17 protein-coding genes are annotated in these 16,586 nt (G+C 75.5%); 13 read left to right on the top strand and 4 right to left on the bottom strand.

Annotation, left to right across the window (positions count from 1 at the left end):
- Nucleotides 1–221: 221 nt before the first annotated feature.
- Nucleotides 222–608, top strand: coding sequence for a cold-shock protein (locus ABD993_RS07400; RefSeq protein WP_345414050.1), 387 nt, complete (start codon nucleotides 222–224; stop codon nucleotides 606–608).
- A gap of 7 nt (nucleotides 609–615) precedes the next feature.
- Here the strand turns inward: ABD993_RS07400 and ABD993_RS07395 are convergent, their stop codons facing one another.
- From ABD993_RS07395 to ABD993_RS07385, 3 genes are read right to left on the bottom strand one after another with little or no spacing between them, the layout of a single operon-like run.
- A complete protein-coding gene (locus tag ABD993_RS07395; RefSeq protein WP_345414044.1) occupies nucleotides 616–1,083 on the bottom strand; it encodes a DUF2771 family protein in 468 nt (155 codons plus the stop codon).
- Between the two features lie 4 nt (nucleotides 1,084–1,087).
- Nucleotides 1,088–2,728, bottom strand: coding sequence for an MFS transporter (locus ABD993_RS07390; RefSeq protein ID WP_345414042.1), 1,641 nt, complete (start codon nucleotides 2,726–2,728; stop codon nucleotides 1,088–1,090).
- A 49-nt stretch (nucleotides 2,729–2,777) separates the two neighbouring features.
- On the bottom strand, nucleotides 2,778–3,518 hold the full coding sequence (locus ABD993_RS07385) for a glutaminyl-peptide cyclotransferase (RefSeq protein ID WP_345414040.1): 741 nt from the start codon (nucleotides 3,516–3,518) through the stop codon (nucleotides 2,778–2,780).
- A 79-nt stretch (nucleotides 3,519–3,597) separates the two neighbouring features.
- Between ABD993_RS07385 and ABD993_RS07380 the strand changes: the two genes are divergently transcribed.
- The 7 genes from ABD993_RS07380 to ABD993_RS07350 all read left to right on the top strand — a co-directional run bounded on the left by ABD993_RS07380 (nucleotide 3,598) and on the right by ABD993_RS07350 (nucleotide 11,641).
- Nucleotides 3,598–4,359, top strand: a complete 762-nt coding sequence (locus ABD993_RS07380; RefSeq protein WP_345414038.1) for a DUF3027 domain-containing protein — start codon at nucleotides 3,598–3,600, stop codon at nucleotides 4,357–4,359.
- Nucleotides 4,260–7,328, top strand: a complete 3,069-nt coding sequence (locus ABD993_RS07375) for a sacsin N-terminal ATP-binding-like domain-containing protein (protein WP_345414036.1) — start codon at nucleotides 4,260–4,262, stop codon at nucleotides 7,326–7,328. The genes ABD993_RS07380 and ABD993_RS07375 overlap by 100 nt, the downstream gene beginning before the upstream one ends.
- Nucleotides 7,329–7,368: 40 nt before the next feature.
- Nucleotides 7,369–8,682 (top strand): D-inositol-3-phosphate glycosyltransferase, encoded by a 1,314-nt coding sequence (gene mshA, locus ABD993_RS07370; RefSeq protein WP_345414034.1) that lies wholly within the window; start codon nucleotides 7,369–7,371, stop codon nucleotides 8,680–8,682.
- Nucleotides 8,679–9,155, top strand: a complete 477-nt coding sequence (locus tag ABD993_RS07365) for a type III secretion system chaperone family protein (RefSeq protein WP_345414032.1) — start codon at nucleotides 8,679–8,681, stop codon at nucleotides 9,153–9,155. Before mshA ends, ABD993_RS07365 begins: the two co-directional genes overlap by 4 nt.
- A gap of 29 nt (nucleotides 9,156–9,184) precedes the next feature.
- On the top strand, nucleotides 9,185–9,727 hold the full coding sequence (locus tag ABD993_RS07360) for an FKBP-type peptidyl-prolyl cis-trans isomerase (RefSeq protein WP_345414030.1): 543 nt from the start codon (nucleotides 9,185–9,187) through the stop codon (nucleotides 9,725–9,727).
- A 63-nt stretch (nucleotides 9,728–9,790) separates the two neighbouring features.
- Nucleotides 9,791–10,840: a DUF4349 domain-containing protein gene (locus ABD993_RS07355; protein WP_345414028.1), complete on the top strand. Its 1,050-nt coding sequence runs from the start codon at nucleotides 9,791–9,793 to the stop codon at nucleotides 10,838–10,840.
- Between the two features lie 42 nt (nucleotides 10,841–10,882).
- Nucleotides 10,883–11,641: a GntR family transcriptional regulator gene (locus tag ABD993_RS07350; protein WP_345414026.1), complete on the top strand. Its 759-nt coding sequence runs from the start codon at nucleotides 10,883–10,885 to the stop codon at nucleotides 11,639–11,641.
- On the opposite strand, the gene ABD993_RS07345 is transcribed toward ABD993_RS07350, so the two are convergent.
- Nucleotides 11,638–12,144, bottom strand: coding sequence for a VOC family protein (locus tag ABD993_RS07345; protein WP_345414024.1), 507 nt, complete (start codon nucleotides 12,142–12,144; stop codon nucleotides 11,638–11,640). The two genes, ABD993_RS07350 and ABD993_RS07345, sit on opposite strands and share 4 nt — an antisense overlap.
- An 83-nt stretch (nucleotides 12,145–12,227) precedes the next feature.
- Here ABD993_RS07345 and ABD993_RS07340 point away from each other — a divergent pair, with 83 nt between their 5' ends.
- From ABD993_RS07340 to ABD993_RS07320, 5 genes are all read left to right on the top strand, one after another.
- A complete protein-coding gene (locus ABD993_RS07340; protein WP_345414022.1) occupies nucleotides 12,228–12,719 on the top strand; it encodes a MarR family winged helix-turn-helix transcriptional regulator in 492 nt (163 codons plus the stop codon).
- Between the two features lie 10 nt (nucleotides 12,720–12,729).
- A complete protein-coding gene (locus ABD993_RS07335) occupies nucleotides 12,730–13,464 on the top strand; it encodes a phosphoglyceromutase (RefSeq protein ID WP_425568911.1) in 735 nt (244 codons plus the stop codon).
- 107 nt (nucleotides 13,465–13,571) lie between these two features.
- A complete protein-coding gene (locus ABD993_RS07330; protein ID WP_425568910.1) occupies nucleotides 13,572–14,750 on the top strand; it encodes a sensor histidine kinase in 1,179 nt (392 codons plus the stop codon).
- A gap of 1 nt (nucleotide 14,751) precedes the next feature.
- Entirely contained in the window at nucleotides 14,752–15,435 is a 684-nt protein-coding gene (locus tag ABD993_RS07325) for a response regulator (protein ID WP_345414020.1), read from the top strand.
- 50 nt (nucleotides 15,436–15,485) lie between these two features.
- On the top strand, nucleotides 15,486–16,496 hold the full coding sequence (locus ABD993_RS07320; RefSeq protein WP_345414018.1) for a Ppx/GppA phosphatase family protein: 1,011 nt from the start codon (nucleotides 15,486–15,488) through the stop codon (nucleotides 16,494–16,496).
- Nucleotides 16,497–16,586: the final 90 nt, after the last annotated feature.

The following is a 16,586-nucleotide window of genomic DNA, read 5'->3' as shown; positions in this document are numbered from 1 at the left end:
CTCGTCGTCGACGAGTTCCCGATGACGGTGACCGGCAAGGTCCGCAAGGTCGAGATGCGGGCGAAGTCCGCGGAGCTGTTGGACCTCGGCACCCCGTAAGGACGGTGCGCGACGCCGGTTGCGCGACTACTCTGGGCGGAGCGCGTCCCGGTGCCGCCGGGGCGCGTTCGTCGTGCACGGGCGTACGGCGGAGCAGGACGATCGAGGAACGGGTGAGCAGGGTGCCGACCGGCAGGGTCAAGTGGTACGACGCCGAGAAGGGCTTCGGGTTCCTCGCCCAGGACGGCGGTGAGGACGTCTACGTCCGCAAGGCCTCGCTGCCTCCGGGCGTGGAGGCGCTGAAGCAGGGGCAGCGGGTCGAGTTCGGGATGGCGGACGGGCGGCGCGGACCGCAGGCGCTGTCCGTGCGGATCGTCGACACCCAGCACTCCGTGGTGGAGGCGACCCGACGGCCCGCCGAGGAGCTGCACGGCCTCATCGAGGACATGATCAAGCTGCTGGACGCGCGGGTCCAGCCGGACCTGCGCCGCGGCCGCTACCCGGACCGCAAGACCGCCAAGCTCGCCGCCGAGGTGGTCCGGGCCGTGGCCCGGGACCTGGACGGCTGAGGCACGGCTACCGCTGCGCGACCAGGAGCCAGGTGGCTCGGGTGGGGAACTCCAGCTCACCCGAGTCCGGGTTCGCCACCGGCGCGACGCCGAGCAGCTGGACCTGGGCGGTCTGCAGGGTGTCGCCGGGCTCCGGCAGGGTGAGCGTGTAGCTCTCCTGCGCCTTCGGGGTGAAGACGGGGCTACGACCGGTGGTCTGCTGCCCGTCCGGCCCGACGTAGGCGAACACGACCGACCAGGGCGCCTCGGACACCTCCGACGGCACGCTGATCTCCACGGCGGCGCCTGCGGGAACCGCGAGGCTGGCCTTGGCCTGCTCGTCGTTCGTGCAGTCCCGCAGCTTGATGTCGCAGTACTGGGCGGGGCCGACGGTCGACTCCTGACCGGCCACGGTCCAGGTCACCCGAGGGTTCCCGCCGCCGCACCCGGCGACCAGGAACAGCGTGCCGAGGAGCAGGAGCAGGGAGCGGCGCACCCGCTCAGGCTACCGGCGCGGACGGGCGGTCCAGGACGGGTGCCCGGCCCGCGAGGCCGGGGATCAGCGTGCGGCCGCGGGCGACCAGCGCGGTCTGGATGCCGACGACCCCCACCACCGACGCGACCACGCAGAACCCGATCCAGAACGTGCTGTGCGGCAGCAGCACCCCGAGGGCGCCGCCGGACACCCAGGCCAGCTGCAGGACCGTCTCCGAGCGGCCGAACGCCGAGGCGCGCGACTCCTCCGGCAGGTCCCGCTGGATGACGCCGTCCAGGCAGACCTTCGCCAGGGCGCTGCCCGTCGCGCCGACCAGCCCGACGATCGCGGCGGTGAGGATGCCGGGGAACACGGCCGCGACGACCGCCGCCGCGCAGGCCGTCGCCACGCAGCTCACGATCATGATCTCGGGCCGGTCGAAGCGCAGCCGCGAGCCGACGCCGTTGCCGAGGAACGAGCCCGCGCCCGCGGCGGCGCCGATGATCCCGATCAGGAACAGCTGCCGGGCCGCGTCCCCCTCCACCTGCTCTTTGACGACGAACGCCACGAACAGGGTCAGGAACCCGGTCAGCACCCGGGCGCCGCCGTTGCCCCACAGCGCGACCAGCACGGACCGGCCGACGCGCTGCCGCTTGGCCCGACGGGTGCTGCGCAGCCGGGCGGGCACCTCGCCGGTGGTGATCTCGACCCACTTCGGGATGCGCAGGCTCAGCACGGCGCCCGCGATCCCGAGCGCGGCGGTGAAGTACAGCGCGCCCGGCGAGCCCTGGAAGTAGGCGACGCCGCTCGCGATCCCGCCGAACACCCCGCCCGCGACCAGGCCGAACGTGGTCAACCGGGAGTTCGTGGTGGCGAGGGTGATGCTCTCGGGCAGCACCCGCGGGGTGATCGCCGCCTTGAGCACGGTGAAGGACTTGGACAGCACCATCGCGCCGAGCGCGGCGGGATAGAGGATCCAGTTCTCGTAGTTCAGCGCCATGACCACGCACAGCACCGCCCGCCCGATGAACGCCGCGGACAGCGCCACCCGCCGCCCGCGCTGCAGCCGGTCCAGCAGCGGACCGATCACCGGCGCGACCACGGCGAACGGCGCGACGGTGATCAGCAGGTAGAGCGCGACGTTCGTCTTGGACTCCGCCGTGGCCGCGGCGAAGAACAGGGTGTTGGCCAGCGCGACGGCCACGGCGGCGTCCACCGCGTAGTCCATCATCGAGGCGTAGGTCAGGCTGGTCAGCCCGGACCGGTCGGCCCCGTCCGCCTGCGCGGCGCGCTTGAACGTGTTCACCGCACGGCCGGTGAGCTGCCGGGTGCGCATGCCTGCGACCCGGGTCACCGTGAGCTTCTTCGGCATGCCGGGCGGGGTGGCCGCCGTCGGCTCCGCGGCGGGGGCGTCCGCGGGGCCCGACACCGGGTTCCCCGCGCTCGGCGGGGGGCCGGGGTCGGTCGGGGGTGGCGGCGGGTCGCGGCGGTACTGGGCGGGGTCGTAGTCCGGGTCGTCGTGCCACGGGTAGCGGCGGTGGACCGTCGGGACGTACGGCTCGGGCTCGGGGCGCGGCGCGGGCTCCGGGGCGGGTGTGCCCCCCTCGACGACGGCCCAGCGGTCGTGCCCGCGACGGCCCCATCGCCGGTTCCCGTCGCGCGCCATGGGTCCATTCTGCCCGCCCGCGGCCCGCTGTCACCGGGTACGGCGCGGCTCACTGCCGGGTGAGTCGCACCCGGAAGGTCGTGGGCCACCGCTTGCCGGTGAGCAGGTACTCGTCCCCGGTGACGTGGGCGATCCCGTTGAGCACGTCGGCGTCCGCCCGCTGCTCGGCCGTGAGCAGGCCGGACGCGTCGACCTCGGCGGTGACCGCGCCGGTGGACGGGTCGATCCGGACCAGACGGTCGGTCTGCCAGACGTTGGCCCACACCTGCCCGCCGACGCACTCCAGCTCGTTGAGCGCGGTCTCCCCGGAGACGGTGACCGACCCGGTCTCGGCGAAGGTCCGCGGGTCGTGGAAGTGCAGGCGGTCGGTGCCGTCGGAGCGGACCAGGCGGGCCCCGTCGAGGCAGAGGCCCCAGCCCTCGCCCTGGACGGGGACCTGCCGGAGCAGGGTCAGCGTGGCCCGGTCCCACTGCAGCGCGACGCCGTCCTGCCAGGTCAGCTGCCAGATCGAGGACCCGACGACGGTGATCCCCTCGCCGAACAGGCCCTCGGGGATCGGAACGGCGCGCCGCACCGCGCCGGTGGCCGGGTCCAGCTCGCGCAGCTCGGAGGCGCCGACGAGGCCGGTGCCCTCGTAGAGCACGCCGTCCGCCAGCTCGAGCCCCTGGGTGAACGCGTGCGGATCGTGCGGGAGGGTGCCGAGGACCTCGACCCGGGCGGTCGGGGCGGAGGCCCCGCACGCGGCCACCACGGCCGCCGTCGCCAGCAGGGAACCCAGGATCCGGTGCATCGCGGGTGATGATGCCGGCCGGGAGTGGCCCGGATGGCACAATCGGCCCCGTTCGAGTCGGCGAGGGAGTGTCATGTCCATGAGCACCACGGTCACCGAGGCCGCCGAGACCTCCGAGGCCGTCGCGCTGGCCCGCGCCGCCGCGGTGGAGGAGGCCGCCACCGATCTCGGTGCGGAGGCCGCCGAGGCCGCCGTGGGCGAGCACCTCGGGAGCGTCGTGGAGGACGGGACCGCGGTCACGCACTCCTTCGCCGCGGTCGTCGCGGGGTACCGCGGGTGGCGCTGGTCGGTGACGGTCGTCGCCGCGCCGGAGGGGCCGGTCACGGTCAGCGAGGTCGTGCTGCTGCCCGGCGAGGACGCGCTGGTCGCGCCGGTCTGGGTGCCCTGGCAGGAGCGGATCCGGCCCGGCGACCTCGGGCCCGGGGACCTGCTGCCGGTCGAGCCGGACGACACCCGGCTGGTGCCCGCCTACCTCGAGTCGGACGACCCGGCCGTCGAGGAGGTCGCCGTCGAGATCGGGCTCGGGCGCACCCGGGTGCTCAGCCGCGAGGCCCGGCTCGACGCCGCCGCCCGATGGGAGGAGGCGCACGGACCGGACTCCGACCTGGCCCGTGCCACCGCGCTGGCCTGCGGGACCTGCGGGTTCTTCGCCCCGCTGGCCGGGTCGCTGCGGGCGGGCTTCGGCGTCTGCGCCAACGAGTACTCCCCGGCGGACGGGACCGCGGTGTCGGTCGAGTTCGGGTGCGGCGCGCACTCCGAGACCGAGGTGAAGGTCGGCTCGCCGATCCACGTCGCCGCTCTCGTCTACGACGACGGCGTGGACCTCGAGGACCGTTCCTGAACGACGGGTTCGGCACGGCCGCGCTACGCGCGGCCCTGCTCGCGGCCTGGGCGGACTCGCCGACCCGGTTCCGCGAGGACGCGAACGCCGAGGAGGACCTCGTCCTCGGCGGGTACGCCGCGACGTGGTTCGTCGAGCTGGCGCAGAACGCGGCCGACGCCGCGCGGGCGGCGGGTGTGCCGGGGCGACTGAGGGTCGTGGGGTCGGCGCACGACGGCGCCGAGCTGTGGGCCGCGAACACCGGGGCCCCGCTCGACGCGGCCGGGGTCGAGGCCCTGGCCTCCCTGCGGGCCTCCGCGAAACGCGATGACCCCGGCTCGGCGGGGCGGTTCGGCGTCGGGTTCGCGGCGGTCCTGCCGCTGACCTCGGCGCCGCGGCTGGTCACGGGGCCGGGCGTCGGCGTGCGGTTCTCCGCGGCGGACACGGTCGCGGCCGTGGGGTCCCTCCCCGGCCCGGCGGCCGAGCTGGCGCGCCGGGACGGGCACGTGCCGGTCCTGCGCCTGGTCTGGCCGGTGGACCCCGACGAGCCCGGTCCGCCGGCGGGGTTCGCGACGGAGGTCCGGCTGCCGCTGCGCGCCGGGCTGTCCGCGGACGCGCTGCTCGCCGAGGCCCGCGCGGCCGCCCCCGACCTGCTGCTGGCCCTGCCCGACCTGGAGTCGGTCACGGTCGGGGACGTCGAGGTGACGCGGTCGTCGCAGGACGCTGCTTCGGGCGGCACCGCGTCGGAGGACACCGCGTCGGGGGACATCGCGTCGGGGGACACCGCCGGGGTGAGCAGGGTGGTGGTCGGTGAGCGGGCGTACCTGGTGGTGCGGCGCTCGGTGGTCGCCGAGCCGGGGGCGGCGGTGGAGGAGCGGGCCCGGCGGCGGCGATCGCTGTGCTGGGCCCTGCCGCTGGACGCCGCGGGCGCGCCCGCGCCCTTCCGGCCCGACTCCGGTGAGGTCCTGCACGCCCCGACCCCCGGGGCGGAGCGGTTGGGCCTGCCCGCCCGGCTGATCGCCGACCTGCCGCTGGACCCGGACCGCCGCCGCGTCCGGCCGGGCCCGGCCACCGACGCCGTGCTGGCCGCGGCCGCCGAGGCGTACGTGGACCTGGTGCGCGCGGTGCCACCGGAGCACCGGTTGGCCCTGGTCCCGCCGCTGGACCTCCCGTTGTCCGAGCTCGACGGGCGGGTCCGCGCCGCGACCCTCGAGGCCCTCGCCGTGCACGCCTGGCTGCCCGCGGCCGGGGGTCGGGAGCTGGCGCCGCGGCGGGCGGAGTGGCTCGACCTGCCAGGGGCCGAGGGGCTCGCGGGTGTGCTGGCGGCCGCGGACGCCGGGTTCGAGGGGCTGGCGGAGGTCGATCCGGCCTTCGCCCCCCAGCTCGCCGCGCTCGGGGCGCGGCGGGTCCCGGCGGCGGAGCTGACCGACCGACTGCACGCCGTGGAGCAGGGTCCGAGCTGGTGGCGAGGGGTGTACGCGGCGCTGGAGCCCGCCGTCGAGACGGTGCCGGGGCTCGCGCAGGACCTGCGGGCGCTGCCCGTGCCGCTGCTCGACGGGCGGCTGGTCTCGGGGCCGCCGACCGTCCTGACGACCGCGGGCGAGCTCACCGGGGCCGAGCGTGCGGTCGCGGCGCTGGCCCTGCCGGGGTTGCACGTCGTCGACCCGGCCGCCGTGCACCCGTTGCTCGCGCGGCTCGGGGCCTGCGAGGTCGACGGCGCCGCGCTGCTGAACCACCCCGCCCTGCGGGAGGCCGTCGAGCGGTCCGTCGACGACGCCGAGGCGGGCCTCGATCCGGAGCCGCTGGCCGCCGCCGTGCTCGGGCTGCTCCGCGACCCGGTCCCGGGGCTGGGCGGGCTCGCGCTGCCGGACGCCGAGGGCGTCCCGAGCCGCGCGGACGAGCTGCTGCTGCCGGACGCCGCCGTCCGGGCGCTGGTCGATCCCGACGCGCCGATCGGGGTGCTCGCGCCGGAGTGGGCGGCCCGGTTCCCGCGGGAGGCGCTGGTCGCGGCCGGGGTGCTCGACGGGTTCGCCGTCGTCGTGGACGAGGAGCCCGCGGGCCCGGACCACGACCTGCACGACGAGGACCTGTGGTGGGACGAGCGCGAGCCCACCCGCGTGGTCGCCGTCCGCGATCTCGACCTGGTCGCGGACGCCGCCTGGCCCGCCGCTCTCGCGCTCCTGGCCTGCGCGCCGGGGACCCGGGCCGCCCTGCTGGAGCCGGGCGGGTACACCGGCTGGTGGCTGGCCCGCCACGCGCTGCTGGGCGGGCGGGAGCCCGGGTACTGGCGGCTGCCCTCGGCGGACGGGCTGGCGGGCCTCTACGACCCGGTGCCCGCCGTGCCGACCGGGGCGGTGACCCCGAACCGGGGCGGGATCGTCGACGAGGCCGTGCTCACGGCGGTCGGGGTACGCAGCGCGCTGGGGGTCGCCGACACCGAGGACGCCGCGGACCTGCTCGACCGGCTCGCCGACCCGGGGCGGACGGTCGGGGCGGGGCTCGGGGCCCGGGCCCACGCGGTGCTGGCCGCCGCGGTCGCGGACGGGCTCGTCGACGTGGCGGCGCTGGAGCTGCCCGACCACGTCCGATCGCTGGCGGGGACGGTCGTGCCGGTCGACGACGCCGTCGTGCTGGACGCGCCGTGGACCGCCGCCGTCCTGCCCGCGGCGGAGCTCGTGGTGGGCGGCGAGCCCGCGGCGCTGGCGGAGATCCTGGACCTGCCGCTCGCCTCGGAGGTCGTGCGCGGGGAGGTCGTCGGGGACGGGGAGCCGGTCGCCTGGTCCGATCTGCCCGACGTGGTCGTGGCCTGCCGCACAGCGGACCTGGCGGTGCCGCCCGGCGAGCTGCGGCTCCACGACCGCCTGGAGATCGATCTGGAGCGGCCCGAGAAGGGCCGGTTCCGCGTCCCCACCTGGGTCGACGCCCGCGGGACGGTGCACGCGGACGACCCGCTGCGGGCGCTGCTGGCGCTGCCCGGGTGGAGGGGGTGACCCCGGGTGGGGTACTGCGGATCGTGCTAGGAAGGCGGACGTGACAGACCGAGCAGCGGTGCGCCCCGACGTGCGCGGCCGCGTCGCCATCCTCTCGGTGCACACCTCCCCGCTGGAGCAGCCCGGCACCGGTGACGCGGGCGGCATGAACGTCTACATCGCCGAGACCGCCACCCGGATGGCGCGGCGCGGGGTGCCGGTGGAGATCTTCACCCGGGCCACGTCGTCGGAGCAGCCGCCGGTCGCCGAGCTCGCCCCGGGTGTGCTCGTGCGGCACATCGCCGCGGGCCCGTTCGAGGGGCTCGGCAAGAACGACCTGCCCGGCCAGCTCTGCGCCTTCACCGCGGGCGTGCTGCGGACCGAGGCGCGCCACGAGCCCGGCTGGTACGGCGTCGTGCACTCGCACTACTGGCTCTCCGGCCAGGTCGGCTGGCTCGCAAGGGACCGCTGGGGCGTGCCGTTGGTGCACACCGCCCACACGCTCGCGCGGGTGAAGAACGCCGCGCTGGCCGAGGGGGACGAGCCGGAGCCGATGGTCCGGGTCATCGGCGAGGACCAGGTCGTCGCCGAGGCGGACCGGATGGTGGCCAACACCGACACCGAGGCGCGCCAGCTCGTCGAGCTGTGCGGCGCCGACCCGCTGCGCACCGTCGCGATCCCGCCGGGGGTGGACCTGGAGCGCTTCCGGCCGGGGTCGCGAGCGATCGCGCGGTCCCGGCTGGGGATCGCGCCGGACGCCGTCGTGCTCGGGTTCGTCGGCCGGATCCAGCGGCTCAAGGCGCCGGACGTGCTGCTGCGCGCTGCCGCGGAGATGCTGCGCCGCGACCCCGGTCTGCGGTCCCGGCTGGTCGTGCTCGTCGCGGGCGGGCCGTCCGGGTCCGGTCTGGCCGAGCCGACGTCGTTGCAGGAGCTGGCGGCCCACCTGGGAATCGCGGACGTCGTCCGGTTCCTGCCGCCGCAGGGCGGCGCGGCGCTGGCGACGGTCTACCGGGCCGCGGACGTCGTGGCGGTCCCGAGCCACAACGAGTCCTTCGGCCTGGTCGCGCTGGAGGCCCAGGCCTGCGGGACACCGGTCGTGGCGGCGGACGTCGGCGGGCTGCCGGTGGCGGTCGCGGACGGCCGGTCCGGGTTGCTGGTCCCGGGGCACGGGGCCGGACGGTGGGCCTCGGCGCTGGCCGCGGTGGCGCTCGACCCGGTCCGCCGCGAGCGGCTGGCGGCGGGCGCGGTGGCCCACGCGCAGGACTTCTCCTGGGACCGCACGACCGACGCGCTGCTCGCCACCTACGCGGACGCGGGCCGCGAGCACGACGCCCGCCTGCGGCGCAGGCTCGTCACGGGCATCATCGACGCGTGAGCATCGACGCGCAGGTCAAGGCGGCCCTGGACGAGCTGGAAGTCCCCTACACCCGGCGGGACGAGGGCCAGTACCTGGTCACGCTCGAGGGGACCAACCGGCTCAACACCCCGACCTGGCTGCTGGTGCGGGAGCAGTCGGTGTTCGTGCAGGCCTTCGTGTGCAGGCAGCCGGACGAGAACCACGTCGGGGTCTACCGCTACATGCTGCAGCGCAACGCCCGCCTCTACGGCGTGCACTACGCCCTGGACCGGGTCGGGGACATCCACCTGATCGGCCGGATCCCGCTCGTCGCCGTCGGGCCGGACGAGATGGACCGGGTGCTCGGCCAGACCCTCGAGGCCGCGGACGGGGACTTCAACACGTTCCTGGAGCTCGGCTTCGCCGAGTCGATCAAGCGCGAGCACGCCTGGCGCAGCGAGCGCGGCGAGTCGCTGGCCAACCTGATGGCCTTCGAGCACCTCTTCGAGTAGGCCGGTCGGGGGACCGCTAGGGTCCGCCCGTGCGCGCTCTCGGCAAGATCGTCCTCGCGGCCGCCGCGGTCGCCGCCCTGGCCTCCTGTTCGTCCCCGGCCCCGGCGGCCGCCCCGACCGCGGCCGCACCGGCGGCCGCCCCGAGCGCGGCGGTGCTGCCGGTCTGCACCGCGGACGACATCGTCGTCGGGGGTGCGCCGGGCACCAGGCCCACCATCACCGTGCCGGACACCTGCGCGCCGCCCACGCAGCTGCTGAGCAAGGACCTGCTCGTCGGCCCGGGCGCGGAGGTCGTCCCCGGCTCCACGCTGCTCACGAACTACGACCTGGTCACCTGGTCGGACAAGCGTGAGCTGGACGCCTCCTGGAACCGCGGGGAGCCGTTCGCGCTGGAGGACGTGGGCCGGGCTCCCGTGATCGACGGCTGGAACGAGGGCGTCGTGGGGATGCGCGAGGGCGGGCGCAGGCTGCTCGTCATCCCACCGGACAAGGGCTACGGCGCGGGCGGGCGCGGCATCGCGCCGAACGAGACCCTCGTGTTCGTGCTGGACGCGGTGACCGTCACCCCGTAGGCCCGTGCAACCCGATCCGGTGTCCGTTCCGTCCTGGGGGCGAGACGGACTGGGGAGGGTGTCATGCAGCTGGTGGACGAACGGCCGGTCGAGGCTCCGGGATGGGCCCCGCGGAGGGCTCTGCGTGGCAGGCGGGGGCGCTGGATCGCCGGGATCGTGACCGGGGTGGTGGTGCTGGCCTCGGCGTCGATCGTGACGGGCGTGGCCATGGAGACCTCCCGGGGCTCGTCGGGCGGGGCGGTGTCCCTCGGGCCGGGCGCGGGATCGGGCGCGGGATCGGGCGCGGGATCGGGCGGGGCGGGGACGCCCGAGGCTGCAGGCGGTTCCGAGGCGGGCTCCGCGCCGGGCATGTCCGCCCCCGCCGCCCCGCTCACGGCGGAGTCGGACGCGCTCGACCGGTCCGCCCCCGCCGTCACGCCGACGGACCCGGGTTCGGCCGGGATGGACGTGATCCGCACCGCCCGGCTGTCCCTCGAGGTCGCGGACCCGGTGGCCGCCGCGGCGGAGGTGCGGCGGGCCGTCGCGGCGGCGGGCGGGTTCGTGGCCGAGGAGCGCTCGGGCACGTCGGCGGCCGGGTTCACCCTGCGGGTGCCGACCGACCGGCTCGACGCCCTCACCGAGCGGCTCGGGGCCCTCGGCACCGTGACCGCGCGCGGCAGCGAGGCCCAGGACGTCGGCGGGCAGGTCGCGGATCTCGACGGCCGGATCGCCGCGCAGCAGGCCAGCGTCGCGCGGGTCCGCGGGCTGCTCGACCGGGCCACGACGATCAACGAGATCGTGTCGGTCGAGTCGGAGCTGGCCTCCCGCGAGGCCGACCTGGAGTCCCTGCAGCGCCGGGTGGCGCTGCTGCGCGACCAGGTGTCCTTGGCCACAGTGGAGGTCGCGGTGTCCACCGCCGTCGTCCCCGCGCCACCGGCCGCGGGCGGGTTCCTCGGCGGGCTCGCGGTGGGGTGGCAGGGCCTGCAGGCCGTCGGGGCCGCGCTGCTCGCGACGCTCGGGTTCGTGGTGCCGATGCTGCCGATCGTCGCCGTGCTCGTGGGTCTGGGATGGCTGGTGCGCCGGGCCGTCCTGCGGCGCCGCCGTCCGGACCCGGGCCCCGCCGCGGAGGCCTGAGTTACCCTCGGACGACCGTCGAGCGAACCCCGGGAGGACGCGATGGGCGCGCGCCCCCTGGTGCGCAAGGGTGCCGACCCGCTGTGGGCCCAGCTGCTCGCCGACCTGCGCTCCCGGTTGGACGCGCACGAGTTCGACGTCACCTTCCCCGGTGAGCTCGCGCTCGTCGCCGAGTACCGGGTGAGCAGGCACACCGTGCGGGAGGCCCTGCGCAGGCTGCGCGAGGAGGGCCTGGTCGTGGCGGGCCGGGGCCGGGCGCCGCGGCTGGCGGGGCCGGTCGAGATCGAGCAGCAGCTCGGGTCGGCCTACAGCCTGTTCTCCGCGGTGGAGTCGACCGGGCGCGAGCAGCGCAGCGTCGTCCGCACGCTGGACGTGCGGGCGGACGGCGTCGTCGCGGACCGGCTCGGCCTGGAGGCCTCCACCCCGCTGGTGCACCTGGAGCGGCTGCGGCTCGCGGAGGGCGAGCCGCTCGCCGTCGACCGGGTGTGGCTGCCGGAGGAGATCGCGGCGCCGCTGCTGGACGTGGACTTCACCCACACCGGTGTCTACCCGGAGCTGGAGCGGCTCTGCGGGATCCGGGTCGCGGGCGGCCGGGAGGACATCCGCGCGGTCGTGCCCAGCGCCGAGGAACGCAGGCTGCTCGAGATCGACGGCGGCGTGGCCGCGTTGGCGATCGAGCGGCTCGGTCGCTCCGGGGGGCGGGCCGTCGAATGGCGGCACACGCTGGTGCGGGGCGACCGGTTCACCCTCACCGCCCAGTTCAGTGCGAAGGACGGGTACCTCGTGGGGGCGGCTCCCTAGGCGACCGGCACCGAGACGCCGATGCCGCCGCGGGTGTCCGCGCCGTAGTGGGCGATCTCGGCGGGCAGGTCCAGCGCGGCCATGCGCGGCGCGGCGTCCTCGCCCAGCAGACGCGCGGGCACCAGCCAGCTGACCTCGAACTCCAGCCCGTCGGGGTCCTTGGCGTAGAGCGCCTTGGTGGTGCCGTGGTCCGTGGCGCCGACGAGCGCGCCGTGCTCGCGCAGCACCCCCTCGATGCGGGCGAGCTCGCCGAGCGTGTCCACCTCCCACGCCAGGTGGTAGAGGCCCACGGTCGAGGACCCGGCCGTCGGGGCGCCCGCGTCCGCGCCGATCGCGAACAGGCCCAGGTCGTGGTCGTTCGTGGACCCCTCGGCCTGCAGGAACGCCGCGCGCCCCGGGATGGACATGACCACCCGGAAGCCCAGGGTGGTGGCGTAGAAGTCGACGCTGCGGTCGACCTCGCGGACGTAGAGCACGGCGTGGTTGAGGCGTTGCACGGGCATGGCGGACACTTCCCATCGGTTGATGATTCAACGATACCGTCGGTCAGATGAATGTTCAAGCGATTGGGCGTAGGCTGAGCCGCATGGAGGAACCGCGCTGGCTCTCGCCCGCCGAGCTCAAGGCCTGGATGGCGTTCGTCGCCGCGACGACCCTGCTCGACGGCGCGCTGGACCGCCAGCTCCAGCGGGACTCCGGCATGCCGCACGCCTACTACCTCATCCTGGCCATGCTGTCCGACGCCCCGGATCACACGCTGCGGATGAGCGAGCTCGCCTCCGCGACGCAGAGCAGCCAGAGCAGGCTGAGCCACGCCGTCACGCGGCTGGAACGCCAGGGCTGGGTGCGCCGCCGCCCGTGCCCCGACGACCGCCGCTCGACCTTCGCCACCCTCACCGAGGACGGTCTGGCGGCGCTGCGGGCGGCCGCGCCGGGACACGTCGGGACGGTGCGGGACAACCTGTTCGACGCCCTGACCCCCGAGCAGGTCGGCCAGCTGGAGACGATCTGCGGCGCGATGCTCGCCCGGCTCCGACGTGATCCGGACGCCACCCCGATCCCGGGGAGCTGCCCTTAGGCTGTCCCGCATGCCGACTCTCGTGTTGCTGCGCCACGGCCAGAGCGACTGGAACGTGAAGAACCTGTTCACCGGATGGGTGGACGTGCCACTCTCCGAGGTCGGCGAGGGCGAGGCGCGCCGCGGCGGCGAGCTGCTCAAGGAGCAGGGCATCCTGCCGGACGTCGTGCACACCTCCCTGCTGCGCCGGGCGATCAACACCGCCAACCTCGCGCTCGACGCCGCCGACCGGCACTGGATCCCGGTGCACCGGGACTGGCGGCTCAACGAGCGGCACTACGGCGCCCTGCAGGGCAAGGACAAGAAGCAGATCCGCGAGGAGTTCGGGGACGACCAGTTCATGGTCTGGCGCCGCTCCTACGACACCCCGCCGCCGCCCATCGAGAAGGGCTCGGAGTGGTCGCAGGACGCGGACGCGCGGTACGCGGGGACCGAGGCGCCGCTGACCGAGTGTCTGGCGGACGTCGTCGTGCGGATGCGGCCGTACTGGGACGAGGCCATCGCCCCGGACCTGCGGGCGGGCAAGGTCGTGCTGGTCGCGGCCCACGGCAACTCGCTGCGCGCGCTGGTCAAGGAGCTGGACGGGATCTCCGACGCCGACATCGCGGGCCTCAACATCCCCACCGGCATCCCGCTGCGCTACGAGCTGGACGACTCGCTCGCCCCGATCACGAAGGGCGGCGAGTACCTCGACCCGGCGGCGGCCGAGGCGGCCATCGCGGGCGTGGCGAACCAGGGTCGGTGAACGCCTCCTGAACGGGGAGGGAACATCCCCCGTTCAGGGAGTCAGGAGCCTCACCTTCGGCCCCTGAGGGTGGCGTCCGGCCTGGTCACCCGGCCTACGATGCGGCCGTGAACACCGTGGCGTCCGCGACGTTGGTCGCCGTCGCCCTCGGCTTCGGGCTGTGGGCGGGCTGGTTGATCGGCCGCAGCCGGAGCCTGCGGCCGACCGCCCGTCCGGAGACCCGGCGGGTGCCCACGCTCGCCGAGCTCCTGCAGCGCACCTTCCGCACCACCGGCTCCGGGCTCGCCGTGCTGTCGGGCTCGGGCGAGGTCGTGCTGCACAACCGGCGGGCCGCCGAGCTGGGCGTCGTCCGCGCCGGGCGGCCGGACCCGCGGGCCTGGGCGGCGTGTCGCCGGGTGCTCGACGGCAGCGTGCAGACCGACGTCGTCGACCTCGCCCCGCTCGACGCAGGCGGCCCGGGGCGCAGGCCCGCCGCCGTCGTCGCGACTGTGCAGGGGCTGGGGGACGGGTTCACCCTGGTCGAGGCCGCGGACATGTCCGAGTCGGTGCGCCTGGAGGCCACCCGGCGGGACTTCGTGGCCAACGTCAGCCACGAGCTGAAGACGCCGGTCGGTGCGGTCGGGCTGCTGGCCGAGGCCGTGCTGGACTCCGCGGACGACCCGGAGACCGTGCACCGGTTCGCCACCAAGATCCTGCGCGAGTCCACCCGGCTCGGGGCTCTGGTCACCGAGCTGATCGCGCTGTCCCGGCTGACCGGCGCCGAGGCGCTGCCGGACCTCGACACGGTCGAGGTGGACGAGGTCGTCACCGAGGCGCTGGCCCGCGCGCGGTTGTCCGCCGAGGCGGCGGGCATCGACATCACCGTCGACGAGCCGTCCGGGCTGGAGGTAGCCGGGGACCGGACGCTGCTGGTCACAGCCCTGTCGAACCTCGTCGAGAACGCGATCGCCTACTCGCCTGCCGACGCGTCGGTGTCGGTCTCGCGGCGGGTGGAGGCCGGCTGGGTGGAGATCGCGGTGACCGACCGCGGCATCGGGATCGCCCCCGAGCACCAGGTCCGGGTGTTCGAGCGGTTCTTCCGGGTGGACCCCGCCCGCTCCCGGGCGACCGGGGGGACGGGGCTGGGGCTCGCGATCGTCAAACACGTGCTGGCGAACCACGGCGGCGAGGTCCGGCTCTGGAGCCGGCCCGGCACCGGCTCGACGTTCACCATGCGACTGCCCGCGACCGGGGACACCCGGCGGGACCGAGAATCGGCCGGGGCGTCCGGTCGAGCTGGAGGATGAGATGACCCGTGTGCTGATCGTCGAGGACGAGGAGTCCTTCGCCGACCCGCTCGCGTTCCTGCTCCGCAAGGAGGGGTTCACCGCCGCCGTCGCGACCACCGGGCAGGAGGCACTGGAGGAGTTCGACCGCAACGGCGCGGACATCGTGCTGCTCGACCTCATGCTCCCCGGGATGAGCGGCACGGACGTGTGCAAGGCGCTGCGCACCCGCTCGGCCGTCCCGGTGATCATGGTGACGGCGCGGGACAGCGAGATCGACAAGGTCGTCGGGCTGGAGCTCGGCGCGGACGACTACGTGACCAAGCCCTACTCGGCGCGCGAGCTGATCGCCCGGGTGCGAGCGGTGCTGCGGCGCGGCGGGGAGACCCCCGAGGCGGACGACGCCGGGGTGCTGGAGGCCGGTCCGGTGCGGATGGACGTCGAGCGGCACGTGGTGTCGGTCAACGGCGCGGACGTGCCGCTGCCGCTCAAGGAGTTCGACCTGCTGGAGTACCTGCTGCGCAACGCGGGCCGGGTGCTGACCCGCGGGCAGCTGATCGACAGGGTCTGGGGCGCGGACTACGTGGGGGACACGAAGACCCTCGACGTGCACGTCAAGCGGCTGCGGGCGAAGGTCGAGGACGACCCGGGTACCCCCAAGCACCTGGTCACCGTCCGCGGGCTCGGCTACAAGTTCGAGGGGTGAGGGTCACGGGCCGGGCACGGTCGGGGTACGGCCCGGTAACCTGACCCGTCGTGCGACTGGGTGTGCTCGACGTCGGTTCCAACACCGTGCACCTGCTGGTGGTGGACGCCCGGCGGGGCGGTCACCCGACCCCGGCGACCTCGCAGAAGGCGGAGCTGCGGCTCGCCGAGCACCTGGACCCCTCGGGGGCGCTGACCGAGACCGGGGCCGCGTCCCTGCTCAAGGCGGTCGCCGAGGCTCGGGACTCGGCCGCGGAGCTGGGCTGCGACGACATGATCGCCTTCGCCACCTCCGCCCTGCGGGACGCCACGAACTCCGCCGCGGTGCTGGCCCGGGTGCGGTCCGAGACCGGGGTCGCGCTCGAGGTGCTGCCCGGCGAGGACGAGGCGCGGTACACCTTCCTGGCCGTCCGCCGCTGGTACGGCTGGTCGGCGGGGCGGCTGCTGTGCCTGGACATCGGCGGAGGGTCGCTGGAGCTCGCGGCGGGCCGGGACGAGCACCCGGCCTCGGCCGCGTCGCTGCCGCTGGGGGCGGGGCGGCTGACCCGGGAGTGGTTCGCCGAGGACCCGCCGTCGCGGCGCGAGGTGGAGCTGCTGCGCGAGAAGGTGGACGCGGACCTCGCGCCGGTCGCGCGCGAGCTGCGCAAGGTGGGGGAACCGGACCTCGCGGTGGGCACCTCGAAGACGTTCCGCTCGTTGGCCCGCTTGACGGGCGCGGCGCCGTCGGGTGCGGGGCCGCGGGCGAGGCGGGTGCTCACCCACGCCGGGCTGCGGCAGCTGGGGTCGTTCATCAGCCGGATGTCCTCGGCGGACCTCGCGGAGCTGGAGGGGGTGAGCCCCTCGCGGGCCCACCAGCTCGTCGCCGGAGCGGTCGTCGCGGAGGCCACGATGCGGGCGTTGAAGATCACCGAGCTGGACATCTGTCCGTGGGCGCTGCGCGAGGGTGTGATCCTCCGGCGGCTCGACACGCTCGACGGGTCGACGCGGGGCGACCGCTCGGCGCAGGACACGCCCCCATCCCTTGGACGCTTGACGACCGACGGGGCACGGTGTACCGGATGAGTTCCGAGACCGACCAGCCGCGGCAGCGCACGGTCGCCGAGCTCCTCGCCGAGAACGGCGGGGCGGCGACCGGGCGGCGCAGGCGACGCC

Source organism: Pseudonocardia xishanensis, assembly GCF_039541715.1.
GTDB classification, from domain to species: Bacteria; Actinomycetota; Actinomycetes; order Mycobacteriales; family Pseudonocardiaceae; genus Pseudonocardia; species Pseudonocardia xishanensis.
This window is presented reverse-complemented; position numbering and strand designations above follow the sequence as displayed.